Source organism: Paenibacillus sp. FSL H7-0940, from assembly GCF_037979415.1.
Taxonomy (GTDB): Bacteria; Bacillota; Bacilli; order Paenibacillales; family Paenibacillaceae; genus Paenibacillus; species Paenibacillus amylolyticus.
In genome coordinates, this window is the sequence record NZ_CP150280.1 from 5248120 (window position 1) to 5266189 (window position 18070).

Consider the following 18070-nt stretch of genomic DNA (forward strand, 5'->3'; position numbering starts at 1 on the left):
AGTCTTTGGGGCTACAGTTATGCTTACCAATTCACGAGCTTCCCACCAATTTCTAACGAACTGAGGGAAGCTTATTTAGCTATTTTGGGGATAGTTTCTAATCTAACGAATCGTAGACGCTCTATTCTTCCGATTCACCCCACTTTTACCCCCTATTGCAGGGTTTTGAGTAAAATAGCTTCACTGAGATTCGTTACATTTTTCATTTCAGCTTATATTCCCGAATTAGACGCCTCAGGTTCGTTAAAACTTACGCCACCACCGCGAATTAAATAAACACCCACTCCCACTATTAATGATTCACCCGATTCGCCCAATTCGTCCACAATCAGCTCATCCGCTAGATCGCTGCTCCGTTGCGACGTAATTCCGCCTGTAACAGCTCGATCGGCAGTTCCACCGGGTCCAGCTTCATCTTCACTGTTAGTGCAGCCGCTGTTCCCGCGGCCTCCCCGGTAGCCATACAGCTTGGAGTCAACCTTGTCGTTGCATGCGCCTCATGTGTGGTGGAGATGCAGCGTCCTGCCGCCAGCAGATTGCGGATATTTCGAGAGATCAGACAGCGATACGGAATATCGTACGCTCCATCTCCCTCTATAAAGGCAGCCACAACGCCTTGACCCGAAGGGTCATGAATATCAATCGGATAACCACTTCTGGCAATCATATCTTCAAATTTTTGTCCTGCAACCACATCCACCTGGGTCAAAGCGTAATGACCTATGATTCGCCTGGATTCACGGATACCAATCTGCGTTGCTACTGCCGAGATCGAAGCCCGTTTGAATCCAGGCACATCACGCTGCAAAAACTCAGCGATCATTAGCACCTGCTTCCGGCCTTCCTGTTCCGCAGAAGTCAGATCCTCGGCATCTGTCGCATCAAGTCCCTGTACCCGGGTACAATTAATCAGCACTTCATCCTCTGCCGGTCCGGTAAAAAATAACACCTGGTCGCGATTAATCGGCACACCTGCTTTTTTCCACTGGGAATAGAAGCCGCTCACCCCGGTTAATGGAATGCTGTCCAGTTCAGCAAAAGGAGTTTTCACATAGAAATCCTCCGGGTGCTCCAGCATGTATTGCTTCACTCGTCCGAGATCCACACCACGCATACGGAATTTCATGGTCATTGGCTGTGACTGGTGGTCTCCGTCTCTTCCCTTTGCCACAGAAGCACCCGCAAGATAAGCCAGATCCGCATCACCGCTTGCATCCACAAATACATTCGCCTGGAATTCCATTCTTCCAGACTTGTTGGTCACTCGCACCGCTTCCACCCGATCATCTACAACGGCCACCTCGTCCACAAAGCTGTGCAATAACAGCCGGACACCTGCCTCCCGCAACATCTCTGCCGCAACCACCTGAAAGATGGCCGGATGGTACGGCGTGACGGTATGAACAAATCCAACCGTATCGCGCAGATGCCCCGGGGAGCCGCCACGTGCCTGCAATCGATCCACGATCTCCTGCGCAATACCTTTAATAACCTGCTCACCGCGCTCCGTATGGAAAGTCATCCAGGGATAAACCATAGCAGCAGTTGACATCCCGCCAACGAATCCATATCGCTCTACCAGCACTGTTCGTATCCCCTGTCGTCCAGCCGCAATAGCTGCCGCTATACCCGCAGGGCCCCCTCCCACAATAACGACATCTGCTTCTTCCTTTTTCATGCTCATCCCTTCACGCAAATGTTGTCCCTCCTTCGTTCTATTGCACGTATTACACGGCTTACTCTTTAAGTCCCGTCATGGCAACCCCCTCAATGAAGCGCCGTTGTGCCAGGAAAAAAACAATTAACAGTGGCAAGGTTGCCATGACGGTGGCGCTCATCAGATATTGCCAGGCTGTACCCACTTCATCTGTAAACAGGGATAATCCAAGCGGCAGCGTCATTAGATCACGGGAGTTAATGAAGATCAATGGATCAAAAAACTCATTCCAGATCGTCACAAACGTAAAGATTGTCAGCGTAGCCATACCCGGCTTGGCAATGGGCAGCATAATTCGCGCATATATCCGGAATCGGTTGCAGCCGTCCATCATCGCTGCTTCCTCCAGCTCGGTTGGCACCGTAATGAAGAACTGCCGCATCACAAAGATGCCAAACACACCACCCGCGCCAAAGATCGGCAATAGTATCAGCGGAAGATGGGTATCAATCCACCCCAGCTGCCGCATGAACAGAAACATCGGAATTGCCGTCACCTCATGGGGAATCATCATCGCACTTAGCAGGATGAGAAATACCACATTACGTCCTTTAAACGGAATTTTAGCGAATGCATAACCGGCGAGAGAGGCAAAAAATACTGTTCCCAGCACAACCAACGCAGAAATGTAGATACTGTTCCAATAAAAACGGTGAAACGGAATCAATCGAAAGACATCGATGTAGTTCTGAAATCGGAATGGTTCCGGTATCCACTGTGGTGGATAGGTGAATATGCTCTGGGGTTCCTTGAATGATGTCGATATCATCCAGATAAATGGCACAATCATAATGAGGGAAATCAGGGTCAGCAACAAATACGTCCCCAGAGTACTACCTATCTTCCGCCCCGAAGGACTAGGCATCGCCTTCATTGAATACCCACCTCTTTCGGAGCTGCCATTGCAACAGCGTCAGAATTAGCACGATAAAGAACAGTACATATGCGAGAGCAGAAGCATAGCCAAACTGAAATAATTTGAATGCTTTTTCCCAGATATAATAAACCAATACCTTGGTGCTGTTGCTCGGCCCGCCCTGTGTCATCACATAGATCTGCCCGAATACTTTGAGTGAACCAATCACGGTCATGACTACGGTCAAAAACACGGTTGGCGTGATCATGGGCAGCGTGACGTGAAAGAAGGTTCCCCTTTTGCCCGCCCCGTCTAATGTTGCTGCTTCGTACAGTGAACGCGGTACCTGCTGAATAGCTGCAATGAACAGCACCATGTTCAGACCGACATTTTTCAGCACACTTGTCACGATAATCGCTGGCATTGCCAAATCCGGATTGTAAAGCCAGGCCGGACCTTTGATACCCAGCATCAACAGAAGCTGATTAATCAATCCAGACTCTGTCGCATACATCAGCTTCCACACGATGGCCCATACGATCAACGAGGTCATGACCGGAACAAAGATCGCTGTTCGGAAAATTCCGATGCCCCGCAGATTTCTGGACAGCAGCAACGCGAGCAACAGGGCGAGCACAATATTAAGCGGCACCAGCCCCGCTGTGAAATAAACCGTATTGGCAAGCACTTTCCAGAACATCGCGTCTGTCATAATATTCCGGTAATTCTCCAATCCAATAAAATGATGATCCCCCAGCAGCGGCCAATCGGTCAGACTCATGTATAAAGCGAGACCCATGGGAAATAACAGCAGCAGGGTAAACCCAAGCACCATCGGCGATACAAACAGCCAACCCGCGATCTGGGCCTCTCTGGCGAGCGGCCCCCCTCTTTTGCGCTTACGTGAATGGGTCAATCAGGCCTCCCCCTTTTAATAAAATTTCCTCCGAAGCTGAACTCTGTGACGATTCTATATATGGTGCTGTCTCAAAAGGAATGATCCCCCTCGCTCCAAGCGCTAACAGAACTTTAAAAATCGACCAAATGGACGAAATAACGTCTCTCTGATTCCTTAAACTTCAGATCTGTACAAATGGACGCAAATAACATGTGCTCGATTCGTTAGAACAAATGAATGCTAACATGGGTGTCCCCCGTGATTCACGTGACTTTCAATTGATTAATCCCGACGGTTCAGACTGTCCACCGCATTCCGGAACCCGTTCACAGCCCTTCGTAGCTGTTCCTCTGTGTTGCCTGTCACGACCGCCCCAAGCATGATCGCTTTTACCCCGGTATCGCGCAGCACCCGAACATCCTCCGGCACCAGCTTTCGCTGGGAAGGAACCAATACCGGTACCTGGGCTTGCAAGACCAGACGGCGATACTTGAGTACATCCGCGAAGCTTAGCGGTGTACCATATTCTTTTCCAGGTACAATGGATGCCTCCAGAGCGGTGAAGCCGAAGTGAGCTGCCGATGTTACGAGGGAAGCATCATATTCCTCATTGATCGCAAACGTTGGGTCCAGCCCCAAGTCACTCAGCATGAAAGATGGCAAGTGATGTGCATAGATGGAATAGAAATCAAAGCCCAGCCCACCAAGACGCTCCACATCCTCCCTTTGTGCTCCATCAATACTGCCAGAAGGTACAACCCCAAGCAGGCCACCAAACTCACTGCGGATCGCCCGAAACACCTCGGCGTACATGTCCAATGGACCAAAATGATTCCCGCTGGCGCGATGACCGACATTATAATGTACCTTCAGTGCATCAGCGCCCTCTTCCATAGCTGCCCGTGCCAAAGCAATATCATTCTCAGGCAGGCTGACCACCAGCGACAGCGGTTTCCGTTCAAGTAATTCTTTGAAATTGCCCATTGTTCTCACCTCCGGTTTCGATCAAATGACTTAGGGTTGCAACACGCTTTGGATCTCTTCCTGCATTTGTTTCAGGTTATCCTCAGCTGTCGTTGTCTTTGCAAATAGTCGGTCAAATCCCTGCAATACCGCATTGTCGATATCCTGCCAACGGATATGACCGGGGATTAAGCGCGCTTTGGGCATTTCATCAATGACCGCCTGCACGATATGCTCTTTGCTCGGGTTATTCGGCTGAAGAATGAATGCATCTGAGTTCAGAACAGAGGTACGCGGAGGCACAAAGTAGGTGGCTGTCGCCTGAATCCCCTGCTCACTGGCAAAATACTTCAACAGTTTCTTCGTTTCCTCTGGATGTTTGCTGTCGTTGAACATGGCATATCCGGCCTGCCCCAGCATCGGCACACTGCCTTGAGAACCGGAAGGCATAGGAGCGATGCTCCATTCAAAATCCGTAATTTCTCTTGCTTTGGAAACATAGCTGTAATTATCAAAGAACATGCCCACATTACCCGCATCGAAGCTGACTTGCTCACCCGCCTTCGGGTGTGATTCATCAGTGAACATCATGCGTTCCAGCAATTCAAAGGTCTGTACGCCATAGGCATCGTTCCAGGTAAACGTTGTCATGTCTTCGTCGAATGGACCGCTTCCATTGGACCAGGAATAGGAGGAAAGCACCGCCCAGGTCTTCCAGTCGCGAAAAAAGTTGGCACCATAGACTCGGTTAGTCGCATCCTTGCTGGTAATGGCTTTGGCGGACTCTTCGAACTGTTCCCATGTCCATTGTCCTTGGGTGGCAAGTGTGTTTGGATCAGTCAGGCCGGCCTTGTCGAACAGCGTTTTATTGTAAAACATGACCACCGGAGGTGTAGAAAAAGGTAGTCCCAGCAGTTCATCGCCATCACGGAACAAATCCAATGTACTTGGAATATAATCATCCAGCTTAAACTGTGCATCATCCTTGAACTCGGATACATCAGCCAGAATGTGATTGGACTTGAATTGCGGCACCATTCGCTCCGATACCCATGCGAGATCGGGAAGAGAGCCTCCGGCAGCAAGCACCGAGATTTTTTGCTGGTATTCTGCGAAAGGTACGGATTCCATCGTTACTTTGATGCCTGGATTTTCCTTTGTGAAGTCATCAATCAACTTGTTGTATACATCCATATGCGCCTGATTGCCCCACATCATGAACTTCAGCTCGACCTCTCCATTCTCTCCGCTTGAACTGCCAGATTCACTGCCGGAATTGGAGCTTGTGCACGCGACTGAAGCCATCATCATGAGTATAAACACCAGTATCAGTCCTGCTTTTTTCATGGAAATCCCCCTTATGGACGTCGTGGTATACATGTGCAACCAAAGTATAACGAAAGCGTCGTTCCCCCTAAAATCACGTCAACTACAGAAATGGTATGGTTTTTCAAGAGATACTGAATCGGTCTCGATACTCTCCCGCGGTCCATCCCACCTGCTGCTTGAACACCAACATGAAGTGTTTGGGGCTCTGATGCCCGGATAACCGTGCCACATCATAGATTTTGAGACCCGTGTTGATCAGCAACCACTTGGCCCGCTCCATACGTGCCTCCGTGATGTATTCGGAATAATTGATGCCTATTTCGTTCTTGAACAACTGGCTTAAATAAGTAGGGTTCAAGTTAACGAGATCTGCTATCGTCTGAAGTCGCAGATCTCCATCGGGATGTTGCTTGATGTGCTCCTTCACATCTCGGATAATCTTCCGTGTATCTCCACCAGCGTGTTCTGTTTTGCCAGATGGCTCAGGGATAGAAAGAGTTGTAATACCGTATCTGCGATCCAGCAGCAATTGAATCTTTTGTATGCATAATGCCAGTTCATAACGATCGATGGGCTTCAACAGGTAGTTCAACACCCCGAACTCCATCGCTCTGCGTGCATATTCAAACTCGCCGTAGCCGCTAATGATGAGCATTAGCAATTCAGGGTACATGTCTCTTGCTTTGCTTACCAAAGTTAGTCCGTCCATTTCACGCATGCGGATATCCGTGATTATCACGTCCGGCACCTCACATCTCAGAAAATCCAGCGCCTCGGTACCGCTCGATGCTTCGCCCGTTACCTGAAACTGAGAAGACACTTGTACGATCAGTTCCCTCAGTCCCTGACGGATGACCGTCTCATCCTCTACAAGCAATACTTTATACATGCGCTTCAATCCCCTTTCGGTAGAAGTTGAATGGATATCGTGACCACCAGGCCCTGCCCGGGACTCCCATCAATGCTTAGGCTGCCGCCTTCTCCATACATGAGGCGAAGCCTCTGAGCGATATTGTTAAGCCCCAGACTGTCCCCGGCATGGCAACGTAATGCCTCATTGGATGGCTGTTTTGATATGGACTCATTTAACTCGTCAATCTTTGCCTGAGTCATACCCTTACCGTTGTCTCGCACGCTAATCAGCAGCTCATGGTCGAATTTCAAGGCAGATACCCAGATTACTCCTCCATTTTCCTGCCCTTCAATGCCATGGTATACTGCATTTTCCACCAGCGGTTGCAGTACCAGCTTGGGAATCAAATACTCCGTTATTGCTTCTTCGATGTCATAGATAATCTCTAACTTGCCGTCGTAACGTACCTGCTGAATGCGTACATAGGATTGTACAAAAGCAAGTTCTTCCCCAAATGGAACCATCCGGTCCACCTTATCAATCGTATAGCGCAGCAGCTTGCCAAGCGCCGTCACCATGTCTGATACCTCAGCATGCTTCTGGCGAATGGCCATCATGTTAATGGACTCCAGCGTGTTGTATATAAAATGGGGATTCATCTGGCTTTGTAACGCTGACAACTCTGCCTCCCGCTCTTGAATGCCCAGCAGAAACACCTCATTGAACAGTCGATGAATCTCTTCCATCATTCGGTTAAAGCCCCGGCTAATCTGTCCGAATTCATCACTGCTGAAGTGTGATACACGCTGGCTAAAATCTCCCTGCTCCACCCGAATCATGTGGTGCTTCAGTCGAATCAGCGGCCGGGTGATACGATAAGATAACAGAACCGCCAGAATCGCTATACCCGCCATACATAACACAGCGAACCATATTGTGAAGGTGAGCATCTCACCCGACTCCTTTTGAATCACAGCAATAGGTGTAAGACTGATCACCGAAAGCCCGGAATAGCTGGAATGATGTTGTACATAGAGATAAGACTGCCCATCCAGAATAACTTTTTGGTTTCCTGCATAGCTTTGAAGCTGTCCCTGCATTAGCAACTGGTCGTACGCAGACATCCCTCCGATTGAGGTCCGTTCGAACAGCAGACGCTGCTTGCTGTCTACAATCATCAGACTTGCATCTTGCTCATAATTCAGATTGGATAACAGTTGACCGAAAGCCTCCAGACGAATGTCAATCAAAATGTAACCCAATCGCTGGAGCGTTCCCGGATCTCGAAGCACTCTGCCCACCGATATATACGATTCTTGCTGACCACCCGTGTAATAGTCGGGTTGATGCGGAGGAAGCAGGCGCCATGTCCCTTCCGAGTCTTCAAGCTCTGCAAACCAGTCATCCTGCCTGCTGTCCCATACCGGCTTGACCGCCAGTGAATCGAGATTGGAGAACAAAATGCCGCTGTTGCTGATCAGGTGAATTCCCCGAATCTCGGGCCGGTCATAAGCTTGACCCGATGTGTAAAGCTTCATTTTCAGATAATCCTCCGACCTCGCCCATGTTCCCGACCCCATTGAAGCGTTGTATTTCCCTAGAATGCCAAGCACCATCTGATCGTAAAGCGGCAAGAGCGACAACCGCTCAAAGTCCTTCAGCAGCCGATTCAGATTGGCGTTAATCTGGCGAACCATATCAATGGTGAACTGCTCGGTCTTGCGATCCATCGTCTGCGAGAAATGCTTGTAGTTCATCACTCCCTGTAAACATAGCGGCAGCAACGTCAGCGCCAGGAACAACAGGAGCAACTTGGTCCGCAGGTTTACATTTTTTCCGAAAAAAATGCGTACCTTGTCCATCATTTCCGTTCATCCCTCCCTCTCCCGATCATTGTATGAGCCCCCTTCACAGATCAATCTGGATATAACTGGGGTCATCATATCCAGTTTTAATGATCATTCGCTATCCTGCCAATCCTGGAATTGGTACGGAATTTCAAGTTATCCGCATAGGTTTCAGGATGAACGCCAAAAAGCCGACTGTATCGCTACAGTCGACTACACTATTTCTATAGAACACTAATTAAACAAAAAAACCGACTGCATTATGCAATCGGTTGTCTGTTCCCGAGATGGCTTTTATATTTGAATCGATTATATTCATTAATAAGCTCGTCCAGTACCATGGACTGTCGGAGGACTTTGTTGTCCTGCATGCCATGATTCTCCGCCAAACGACTTAACTCATGCCTATTTCGTTCGATTTTATCTTTGATCTGCTTCGGTTCATTCATAGCATGCACCCCCTCTTTGTATAACATTTTAGGATACATTGCCAAAAAATTCATATTATATTCCTTTGCAGAACTAATTGATTGTTTGCAAAGGTGGTTTTCATAAAACAAAAATTAATTTATATCTCCCTACTTTACCTGCCTCAAAAAAGCTAAGTCAGGATTGATGCCATCTCCCGTTTGAGTAAACGCCTCATATGATCCGCTTAAAGATTACTGATCTCAGCCGGACTCATCTCTTCATCTACATAGGGTTCATTGTTCACGACAATCTGGTTTGAGTGGTCAGAGTAGAGAAAAAACGAAACATATCTTTGGCCTTCAAGGTTAAAGGAACTAAAATAACCCCTGCAGTTGGTATATTGAATCAAGAAACGTATGGTCTATCAGGCCCACTAATTCTGAAATTATACTTATACTGATGAAGTAAACCCACTGTTGTCGATTGCAATCACTAGACATATAAATCAGATGTGTTCTGATCGCTGCAACGGTATCCACCATAATAGTAAGTATGGTATAATATTCCTATCAACAGAATGGCTAATATGGGTGGTCGGCTAGTCTCCTGCAAAGGAGGTGATGCCTGTGGCGATTGAAACGGTATTGACATTGATGATCAGTTTTGCGGGGTTCATTGTAACCTTGATTGGACTGATTGTAACTATTGTCATTGCCTTAAATAATCAAAACAAAAAGAAATAGACCGCCCCAGCTAAGGTAATGGTCTATTTCAGCTACCTATGCACAGCCACCGCCCTTAGAAGCGGCTGTTGTAAAGAGTAGGGATGTTCGCGCATCCTTGCTCTTTTTTTATTATCTCCAGTTTAGCACAGTTTGTTGCAGAAGTTAACTCTTTACTGGTAATTATTGTCGCTCATTTTTGGAGTAGAAGGGAAGGGGTATAAGCATGGTTGTTGCATAAAGGTTCGCTTAATCTTTAAGCGCATCCTGTCTGCCACACATTCAAATAAAATAAGTTCCTCTTTATTGAATCCTTTGGCAAAAAAGCTTTCAGCTACAGCAAATAACTCTTCTGAATAGGATCGTTCGTCCGTTACATGAGTGATGACTTGTTGTATACAATCCAGCTTACAAAGCTCAGCACACTCATATAGATATGGCTCCAAACGTCTCCAGTGGGGCGAAGATTCTATGAAGGATTCAACCCCATAACTCTCATAAAAATACCCTTTCTCTAATCCCATAACAGAAGTAATCTGATTCAGTTGGTTCATAGACATTGGCCTGTTGCCTTTAAGAATAGCACTTAATGTCCCAACATTAATTCCTGTAATATCGGAAAAATGCTGCAACTTGAGATTTTGTTCTCTCATATATTTCTCAATATGTGCTCTTATTGTAGGAACCAATTCCACTATCACACCTCCGTCACCTAAATCACTTATAATTCAATAACATATAATAAATGTTATTTTAATCCTGTATTTTACATTGGTCAATCTATGAAAATACAAAAAAAGCTTACTCTCAATACTTGAAAGTAAACCTCATTGACAATTTAATATATCTCTGACTGTTATAGACTGCCTCCACCATGATGATAAGCTAACATTTGTATAATTACATCACTATCAAAATTACCAATTCCACCAAAATTAATAATCATAAAACTAAGCAAGATTACATAGAAGATTTTCTTTTTTTTCATAAGATTTCTGAACCTCCATCATTATAAGTTTGTATTGATGCTCAATTTCAGTGTTGCCCATGCTTTTGTACTTTTCATATAAGGAAATACAATGAATGACATCTGTTTGATTATTTAATCTTATAGATTCTGCTAAGCAGTGTATAAGCTGCTTCAAACCCTCTCGATATTCATGACGATTCAAGTGATAGAGAGAACTTTCTAACAAAAATGCAGCATACATTTCACTTTTCATCTGTTCTGTATATCCTTTTGAATGGTTAATTTCCGAGTTAATTCGATCACTAAACTTATACAAAATCTCATCAATATTTTGTTCAAACTTATTAGCCGCTTCTAAAATATTAACTATTGCAGGTAAAATTTCATCTTCATTTTGTTCAATAAATTCCACGTAAGCAGGTAAAACATTGAAATCACCTATCATTAATGTATATAAATAAGTATTGGCTTCTGTCCAACCAGCAAATTTATCAATAAAAATCTGATCTTCTTCATCCGGTTCAGAGACTTTAGCAAGCTTGGCATAGAGTTCTGTATAGTGCAAAGCCTCTTCATAACGTCCCTGCCTTTCACATGACATTGATTTAAGCAAATTGGAATAAGCTCTATATACGAACAAAGGATAGGCGGTAAGTCTATCACTTTTGTCTATTTTTTTCTTTGTATATGACTGCAAAATTTTCGTTTTCTGATCTAATTCTTCAGCCAGATCAATTACCTTGTCCCAATACCTCAGGGCGAGATACGTATTCCCCAAATCCTTAATCGCATCCAGTTGTCGTTCCTCATCCAGCCGATTAATATATGGCTCAAAGTGCACAGCGGCCCGCAGGTTATCATGTTGATTCTGACCGAGAGACAACGTGAAGATGCGATACTGGCACAGAGCCAGACGTTCCGAGTGTTGATATTTCTCACACTCCGCCACACATTCGTACAACATCCGTGCAGCCTTCGTCTGTCCACGTTCAAGCATGCCTTCCGCCATCTCAAACAACTCCGAGATATACGAGCGATCATCCGTCACTTCCTGGATAACCTTATGAATACATTCCAGCTTGTCCAATTCAGCACAGCGTTGCAGGAAAGGTTCCAGTCTCCTCCAATGAGGTGCCGATTCCACGAAACATTCAGCCCCATAAATCTCGTAGAAATACCCCTCTTCCAGCTTCATGCCTTGGGTAATCAGATCCAGTTGCGCCATAGCGATGGGCCGAGTCCCCTTAATAATTGCGCTAAGCGTTCCAGCGTTAACTCCCGATATATCGGCAAAATACTGCAGGGTGTACCCCTGTTTCCTGATGTAGTCCTCAATATATGAGCGTATCGTAGTTGTAGGTTCCATGTATCCCACCTCCACAATGAAAATCCATAATTTTGAATTTATATGATAAGCACAATTTTAATCCTAAATTTTACAGCGGTCAATAAAAATCGTGGCAATTCCCTTCACATTTATGCAAGGAAGCCTCGCTGTTCCCGCTTATAGAAAAAATCCATTAGAAGAATCCGTGAGAACGTGATACATTTAATTCAACTTACATATCCTACTATTTCAATAGGATTATACGACACAGATACTATCAATTCAGTTCGAGGAGAAGGTCAGATGAAATTTGCCTTGTTTAGTCTCATGATGAATCTGCCTAATGCCGTAACCGGGGAAGCTCTGACAACTCAGCAGAAATTCCACAATATATTAGAGCAAGCGAAGCTGGCTGAACGACTGGGATTCGATGCCTATGGGATCGGTGAACGACACGGTGCGCCTTTTCTATCTTCCTCGCCACCTGTCGTATTAACCGCAATAGCCGCAGCAACCACACGCATTCGGTTACTAACCACCGTCACTGTTCTTAGTATACTTGATCCAGTCCGGGTTGCCGAGGATTATGCCACGTTGGATCAATTATCGGGCGGACGGCTGGAGATGATCATCGGGAAAGGCAATGACCCTCGGCACTATCCGCTGTTTGGCATACGCGAAGAGGAACAATGGGACTCACTCGATGAACGCTATCATTTGCTAAGACGGCTGTGGTCTGAAGAGAATGTAACCTGGCAGGGAACGTATCGCCCTCCGCTTGAGGGAGTGACCACGTGGCCCAGGCCGCTTCAGCAATCCATCCCGATCTGGCATGGTAGCGCGTCCAGCATGGTCTCGACGGAACTCGCTGCCAAATATGGCGAGCCGCTATTTACGTCGAATTCTTTCCATCCGCAAGCCAAATACAAAGCTTTAATTGATCATTATCGGGAACGCCTCAATTATTATGGTCATGATCCGCAGCAAGCAGTGATTGGCTCTGGTGCCGGCAGTCTCTATCTTGCGGATACGGGCGAAGAAGCCATTCGTCGTTATAAGCCATATTATGAAGCGTTCCATGCCACCGCCGCCGCACAGCATAACCAGTCGCCCTTCACCGATCTGGAGGATAACATTGCACGAGGTCCTGCGTTAATTGGCAGTCCGGAACAGGTCATTGAGAAAATTCTGGACTATCATGCCGCTTACGGACATCAGGTGCTGAGTATCAGCGTAGATGGACTGACGCATAGCGAGCAACTGGAGCAAGTGGAGCGTTTTGCCAAGGAAGTTGCCCCTATATTACGCCGCGAGCTGCCCAGTTCGGTATGGAATGAACCCCCGGTGTTAACCCAGCACTCATCCTTCCTTTCCTCTAATGTTACAGATTCGTGGCCCACAGCCATCTCACCTATATTCCAGGTCTAACAATCTCCCACGTACAATATACATGTGCTCCTTCCAGGGTGATTCCTACGAATCGCCCTCTTCCCTCTTCCCTCTTCCTCCCACTTGTATCGTGGCTATCCCTATTTCTTCTTGGACTGAATGCCTTCCAACAATGAACGGAGCATCAGATCTACAAACGCATCATCCATCGCTTCCCCCGTCACTAACATACGATAGAACACCGGTCCATAGATCAGATCAATGTATAATCCAATGTCCGTCCCACTCTTTAATTCGCCGCGCTCCACACCCTTCTCCAGAATTCCCCGAGCTTCACGTCGACGTGGTTGGATGTATCTTGTACGGTATTCTTCGGCAAGCCCTTCATCCGACTGCCCTTCCCCAATAATCTGTGTAATCACTTTTCCTTCCCGACTGGTCAAAAAACGAACCAGATTACTCGCATGTATGCGTATATCCTCCAATACCGACCCTGTATCCGGCACTGGCAATCTTGCCGTTGCAGCAGACATATATCCGTCCATAATGACAGCGCCTTTATTCGGCCACCATTTATAGATAGTGGCTTTGCTCACCTGTGCACGTTCAGCAATCTTCTCGATTGTAACCACCCCGAATCCGTGCTCCAACAACAACTCATACGATGCTGTAAGAATGGCATTCTGGGTTTCCATGTTACGCGGACGTCCTCTTTTGGCAGTCATCTTGAGCCCTCCTGGATGTATAAAATATATTTAATCATCAGTATTTTTCATAAAAACGATACGTTCATTATACTAAACTGCCATGAGTACATACAATTCCATCCTACGCTCACCTTTTCATCCTCATTAACTTTCTCATTAAAATATGTTGAGCCTATTTACAATACTATACGTTTAGTTTATTATATATTTATAATTAGTGAACACACCGTTTAGTAATTAACGTTTTTAAATATCACCTGTTTATTGGGAATACCAATTTAGAACTGTGGAGGATGATTATGATGGATATGAGACAACAAGTGAAGAAGGCACCTGTACCCACCTGGATTATTTTTTTGCTGGCATCAGCTTGTGGATTGATCGTGGCAAATTTGTATTATGCTCAGACCGTTATCGGTCCGATCAGCATGACAACGGGTCTGTCTTCTGCCGCTGCCGGATTGATCGTAACGTTGACTCAGATTGGTTATGTCATTGGTCTGCTGTTTATCGTGCCGCTCAGTGACATTACCGAGAATCGACGCCTGGTCGTTCTTTTCCTCATCGTACTGGTTGTTGCCCTGATTGCTGCGGCTTTCTCACCTACAGCTGTTGTATTTCTGACTGCCTCTCTGTTCATTGGTATAGGTTCTGTTGTCGCTCAAATTCTGGTGCCCTATGCGACATATCTTACTTCCGAGGAACAGCGCGGACGGGTTGTTGGCAATGTAATGAGTGGTCTGTTGCTGGGCATCATGCTGGCTCGTCCTGTCGCAAGCTTTATCACCAGCCTCTTCGGATGGCAGACGGTCTTTGTATTCTCCGCCATTGTCATAACACTTCTAATGCTGCTCCTATCACGTGCTCTTCCTGCTCGCCAGCCTGAACCCACCTTGAAATACGGGCAATTAATCGTGTCCTTGGGCACACTGTTCAGAACGATGCCGCTGCTGCGCCGCCGGGCGTTCTATCAGGCCAGTCTGTTTGGTGCTTTCAGCTTGTTCTGGACTACGGTTCCGCTCAGGCTCGCTAACGATTTTGACATGTCACAGCAAGGCATTGCCTGGTTCGCACTGGCTGGTGTCGGAGGTGCTATTGCCGCTCCTATTGCCGGGAGACTGGCTGATCGCGGATTAACACGTATTCTGACGGGTGCTGCCATGGTGATCGCTGCTGCTTCGTTTGGTCTTGCTTATGCGTTCCAGAGTCACTCCACGTTAGCACTGATACTGCTTGTGATCGTCGCGATCACACTGGATATGGCTGTCTCGGGAAATCTGGTGCTGGGTCAACGCATTATCTACTCCTTAGGAAGTGAAGCGAGAGGACGTGTGAATGGCATATTCATGTCGATCTTTTTTGTCGGCGGTGCGATTGGTTCATCCCTTGGAAGCTGGTCTTATGCTAACGGAGGCTGGAGTCTCACAACGCTAATTGGCCTGATTATGCCGCTGCTCGCTTTGGTGTATTACTTTACGGAAAAGAAAGCTGCCGTTGTCAGCAAACATCTATAAGTGCGATGCCTTCAGGCATCCTTCCTAATCAAAATCGGACTTTTGAACAACCTCTATAACAATTCTTTCATATATAAAGAAGGGCAGAGTGATCTCTAAAGATCCGCTTCTGCCCTTTTCCCTTATTTCATGACACTGAATTTTTTGGTCGCTGCCCTAACTTGATCATCCTCGCCCCATACAATGACACCTACCACTTTGGTAGCTTCCAATTCCATCGAAGCAATCTCAACTGCATATTGTTCAAAGGCATTGTTGAGCGACTGGCCTGTCTGTGAAAAAACAACATGGCTCAGTCCCCCGCTGTCATCTGAGCAGAGTTTGGCCAGATTGATCAGTTGATTCTCCCCGGCCTTCAGAATGACAGTGCTATATCGGATGCCCGCATGCTGAACGCCGCTATGATCCAGCACAGGTTGATCAGAATATAACTCCGGCTCATTCAGGGCTGCTTGTCCCATTAACAGAGCAGCCACATTTGCGGCGGCGCCAGGTTCCAGATTTTTATCCAGTATAATAGCAATTCTTTTCATATGACTGTATTCACCCTCTGTGTATTTTGTGTAAAACATACCCATGGCATATTGATTCCCTCACGCAATACTTTGTAGGTCACAAGCCCGTAATGATCAGCGCATAGCTGATTCGTGAGCGCAATGGACTTCTCCGTGTTGTGCATGACCTTCCTGCAAGCTTCAGGGTTGGACGATACGGTGCTGTTCTCTCTATAGGTTGTATCAAGTTCAGATAACAAGTAAGTGGTTGCTGGATGATGATAGATAATATCGATCTGATCGGGACATACCGCATGGAAGCCGGATAGAACCAGCGCAGGAATTTTCTCCACAAAGCTCTCAGACACCGCTAGTTCAGAATCCATGATAAAGCTGTTGAGCTTGGGATACGCCCCGGGGACCAGCAAGCAGGATATGATCCCTGATCTCAAGTCTTCCGCAGCCGCTTCAAATTCAGGGTATGGCTTGATACGTTCCGAGTTGCCTAGCTTTTTCGCGATATGCATGCTGCAAGTCAGGAATCCTTCATCGTCTCCCAGCGTTCCCAGTATGGCATATTTCTCTTTAACGATCTCCATTTATTTCTATTTCCTCCTTTTTATTTCTAATCCGCTAAAGATCGTATACCAAAAATTTCCTATTGTCAATTAACACTTTAACGCATCATAAATATGTATTTTGGTTCATATTTTTAACCAAAAGGTGTATTCAAAATGGAAAATATTGAGCTATAATGTTATGAAATGAATTTTTACTATTTTTAGTATTTTGTTGAAAGGGGATATACGAGAACGTATGAAAACCATTGTATACATATCTGATTTCAGGCTTCCAACTGGATTAAACTTCGTTAAACCTTTGCAGAAATTGGCGGATCACAAGAAAATTCTGATTATTGAACGGCATAATTTGCATCATGATGAGGTCCTCAGGGACTTCTTTGACGAAATTAGATATGTCGATCATCTGGAGTCCGTAGATGCCATCCGGGAGCATATGATGCAGATCCGAGAATCCCATTCCATCTCTGCTCTGTTAACGCCGGGTGAGAATGCGATTGAGATCGGTGGTCAGCTCCGTTCCGAGTTCGGGATCCCCGGTATGCAGCGCAATCAGGCTGAGGCTGTTCGCAACAAATGGATCATGAAACAAATGCTGCATCAACGCGGAATTCGGACATCCGAAATTGCCATTGCTCTACATGAACAGGACTATATTCGTTTCACTGCTGTACACGGCTTCCCGATTATTGTGAAGCCACTCAGCGGATATGGAAGTATCAATACGTTCAAATTGTCCAGCATGGATGAACTGGTACATTATCTACACCATACAAGACAAGCACAGCAAAGGGATTTGCTGGAGGAATTCATCCACGGTACGGAGTTTCATTGTGATTCCATTGTGTCCAAGGGCAAGGTTGTATTTGCATCCGTGTCCCAATACCTGTATAACTGCCTGGATATTGCGACGATGCAGAAACCTCCAGCCAGCATTACGTTCCCTGAAGGCACGAAAGCTGATTTTATCCATCACATCAAAGAACTCAATGAACAGGTCATTGCTGCCTTGGGTATCAATCAATCCGTAACACATGCCGAACTTTTTCTGACTCCGGAAGGAGAAGTGGTGTTTGGAGAAATTGGTGCAAGAATCGGGGGATCACATGTTATGCCTCCTTGTATCAAGAACACCCATGGCGTTGATTTCTTCGAAGCCGTCACTGATCTGGAAGTTGGAATATATGAATTTAAGCAACAGGAGACGCGCCATAAATTCACAGGCATGATCTGCTTCCCTTCACGCGCAGGGGTAATTCAACACATATCCGGGATAGAGGATTATGCCGATATCCCTGGCATCATTGAGTTCAATGTATCCTATCAAGTGGGGCAGCGCGCCGGGGACGTCAACGATACCATGACCCGATCAGGCTATGCTATTGTGGAGGGTGATTCGTTCGAGGAATTGCGTCAAACCCTGCTGGATATGTACGATCGCTTCAAGATTGAAGTGACGGTTGCTGAAACCGTATAAGATGTACGAATCATC

General features: G+C 46.3%; 17 protein-coding genes. 4 read left to right on the forward strand and 13 right to left on the reverse strand.

Features of this window, described 5'->3' with window-relative positions; genetic code table 11:
• Positions 1–340: 340 nt before the first annotated feature.
• From MHB71_RS23080 to MHB71_RS23115, 8 genes are all read right to left on the reverse strand, one after another.
• Entirely contained in the window at positions 341–1678 is a 1338-nt protein-coding gene (locus MHB71_RS23080) for an FAD-dependent oxidoreductase (protein WP_340030218.1), read from the reverse strand.
• 58 nt (positions 1679–1736) lie between these two features.
• On the reverse strand, positions 1737–2591 hold the full coding sequence (locus tag MHB71_RS23085) for a carbohydrate ABC transporter permease (RefSeq protein WP_127548007.1): 855 nt from the start codon (positions 2589–2591) through the stop codon (positions 1737–1739).
• Entirely contained in the window at positions 2575–3489 is a 915-nt protein-coding gene (locus MHB71_RS23090) for a sugar ABC transporter permease (protein WP_340027812.1), read from the reverse strand. Before MHB71_RS23090 ends, MHB71_RS23085 begins: the two co-directional genes overlap by 17 nt.
• 264 nt (positions 3490–3753) lie before the next feature.
• The gene (locus MHB71_RS23095) at positions 3754–4455 is read right to left on the reverse strand and encodes a hypothetical protein (RefSeq protein ID WP_340027813.1); all 702 of its coding nucleotides are present in this window, start codon (positions 4453–4455) and stop codon (positions 3754–3756) included.
• Positions 4456–4485: 30 nt separating this feature from the next.
• A complete protein-coding gene (locus MHB71_RS23100; RefSeq protein WP_340027815.1) occupies positions 4486–5781 on the reverse strand; it encodes a sugar ABC transporter substrate-binding protein in 1296 nt (431 codons plus the stop codon).
• Between the two features lie 103 nt (positions 5782–5884).
• Positions 5885–6652, reverse strand: a complete 768-nt coding sequence (locus MHB71_RS23105) for a response regulator (RefSeq protein WP_340027816.1) — start codon at positions 6650–6652, stop codon at positions 5885–5887.
• A 5-nt stretch (positions 6653–6657) separates the two neighbouring features.
• Positions 6658–8481, reverse strand: coding sequence for a sensor histidine kinase (locus MHB71_RS23110; RefSeq protein WP_340027817.1), 1824 nt, complete (start codon positions 8479–8481; stop codon positions 6658–6660).
• Positions 8482–8723: 242 nt separating this feature from the next.
• Positions 8724–8912 (reverse strand): aspartyl-phosphate phosphatase Spo0E family protein, encoded by a 189-nt coding sequence (locus tag MHB71_RS23115; RefSeq protein WP_339190179.1) that lies wholly within the window; start codon positions 8910–8912, stop codon positions 8724–8726.
• Positions 8913–9500: 588 nt separating this feature from the next.
• Here MHB71_RS23115 and MHB71_RS23120 point away from each other — a divergent pair.
• A complete protein-coding gene (locus MHB71_RS23120) occupies positions 9501–9617 on the forward strand; it encodes a putative holin-like toxin (protein ID WP_222592206.1) in 117 nt (38 codons plus the stop codon).
• Positions 9618–9769: 152 nt separating this feature from the next.
• Here MHB71_RS23120 and MHB71_RS23125 read toward each other — a convergent pair whose 3' ends face one another.
• Complete coding sequence (locus MHB71_RS23125) at positions 9770–10291, reverse strand: helix-turn-helix transcriptional regulator (RefSeq protein ID WP_340027818.1); 522 nt, start codon at positions 10289–10291, stop codon at positions 9770–9772.
• A gap of 255 nt (positions 10292–10546) precedes the next feature.
• Positions 10547–11932 carry a transcriptional regulator gene (locus MHB71_RS23130; RefSeq protein ID WP_340027819.1) on the reverse strand — a complete coding sequence of 462 codons (1386 nt, stop codon included), beginning with the start codon at positions 11930–11932 and terminating at the stop codon, positions 10547–10549.
• A gap of 264 nt (positions 11933–12196) precedes the next feature.
• Between MHB71_RS23130 and MHB71_RS23135 the strand changes: the two genes are divergently transcribed.
• Positions 12197–13321, forward strand: coding sequence for an LLM class flavin-dependent oxidoreductase (locus MHB71_RS23135; protein WP_340027820.1), 1125 nt, complete (start codon positions 12197–12199; stop codon positions 13319–13321).
• Positions 13322–13422: 101 nt separating this feature from the next.
• Here the strand turns inward: MHB71_RS23135 and MHB71_RS23140 are convergent, their stop codons facing one another.
• Positions 13423–14007 (reverse strand): TetR/AcrR family transcriptional regulator, encoded by a 585-nt coding sequence (locus MHB71_RS23140; RefSeq protein ID WP_340027821.1) that lies wholly within the window; start codon positions 14005–14007, stop codon positions 13423–13425.
• Positions 14008–14288: 281 nt separating this feature from the next.
• Between MHB71_RS23140 and MHB71_RS23145 the strand changes: the two genes are divergently transcribed.
• The gene (locus MHB71_RS23145) at positions 14289–15503 is read left to right on the forward strand and encodes an MFS transporter (protein WP_036616595.1); all 1215 of its coding nucleotides are present in this window, start codon (positions 14289–14291) and stop codon (positions 15501–15503) included.
• Between the two features lie 122 nt (positions 15504–15625).
• Here MHB71_RS23145 and MHB71_RS23150 read toward each other — a convergent pair whose 3' ends face one another.
• Together MHB71_RS23150 and MHB71_RS23155 are read right to left on the reverse strand one after the other, a co-directional pair.
• On the reverse strand, positions 15626–16036 hold the full coding sequence (locus tag MHB71_RS23150; protein WP_127548030.1) for a DUF2000 family protein: 411 nt from the start codon (positions 16034–16036) through the stop codon (positions 15626–15628).
• Entirely contained in the window at positions 16033–16596 is a 564-nt protein-coding gene (locus tag MHB71_RS23155) for a hypothetical protein (RefSeq protein ID WP_036673091.1), read from the reverse strand. The genes MHB71_RS23150 and MHB71_RS23155 overlap by 4 nt, the downstream gene beginning before the upstream one ends.
• 217 nt (positions 16597–16813) lie before the next feature.
• Between MHB71_RS23155 and MHB71_RS23160 the strand changes: the two genes are divergently transcribed.
• Positions 16814–18055, forward strand: a complete 1242-nt coding sequence (locus tag MHB71_RS23160) for an ATP-grasp domain-containing protein (RefSeq protein WP_340027822.1) — start codon at positions 16814–16816, stop codon at positions 18053–18055.
• The last annotated feature ends 15 nt before the right edge of the window (positions 18056–18070 follow it).

Bases quoted from the DNA above. Each gene is read 5' to 3' on its own strand.
- MHB71_RS23100 (WP_340027815.1), bottom strand. From the start codon at position 5,781: ATGAAAAAAGCAGGACTGATACTGGTGTTTATACTCATGATGATGGCT.
- MHB71_RS23115 (WP_339190179.1), bottom strand. From the start codon at position 8,912: ATGAATGAACCGAAGCAGATCAAAGATAAAATCGAACGAAATAGGCAT.
- MHB71_RS23135 (WP_340027820.1), top strand. From the start codon at position 12,197: ATGAAATTTGCCTTGTTTAGTCTCATGATGAATCTGCCTAATGCCGTA.
- MHB71_RS23110 (WP_340027817.1), bottom strand. From the start codon at position 8,481: ATGATGGACAAGGTACGCATTTTTTTCGGAAAAAATGTAAACCTGCGG.
- MHB71_RS23155 (WP_036673091.1), bottom strand. From the start codon at position 16,596: ATGGAGATCGTTAAAGAGAAATATGCCATACTGGGAACGCTGGGAGAC.
- MHB71_RS23140 (WP_340027821.1), bottom strand. From the start codon at position 14,007: ATGACTGCCAAAAGAGGACGTCCGCGTAACATGGAAACCCAGAATGCC.
- MHB71_RS23160 (WP_340027822.1), top strand. From the start codon at position 16,814: ATGAAAACCATTGTATACATATCTGATTTCAGGCTTCCAACTGGATTA.
- MHB71_RS23080 (WP_340030218.1), bottom strand. From the start codon at position 1,678: ATGAAAAAGGAAGAAGCAGATGTCGTTATTGTGGGAGGGGGCCCTGCG.
- MHB71_RS23145 (WP_036616595.1), top strand. From the start codon at position 14,289: ATGATGGATATGAGACAACAAGTGAAGAAGGCACCTGTACCCACCTGG.
- MHB71_RS23085 (WP_127548007.1), bottom strand. From the start codon at position 2,591: ATGAAGGCGATGCCTAGTCCTTCGGGGCGGAAGATAGGTAGTACTCTG.
- MHB71_RS23095 (WP_340027813.1), bottom strand. From the start codon at position 4,455: ATGGGCAATTTCAAAGAATTACTTGAACGGAAACCGCTGTCGCTGGTG.
- MHB71_RS23150 (WP_127548030.1), bottom strand. From the start codon at position 16,036: ATGAAAAGAATTGCTATTATACTGGATAAAAATCTGGAACCTGGCGCC.
- MHB71_RS23130 (WP_340027819.1), bottom strand. From the start codon at position 11,932: ATGGAACCTACAACTACGATACGCTCATATATTGAGGACTACATCAGG.
- MHB71_RS23105 (WP_340027816.1), bottom strand. From the start codon at position 6,652: ATGTATAAAGTATTGCTTGTAGAGGATGAGACGGTCATCCGTCAGGGA.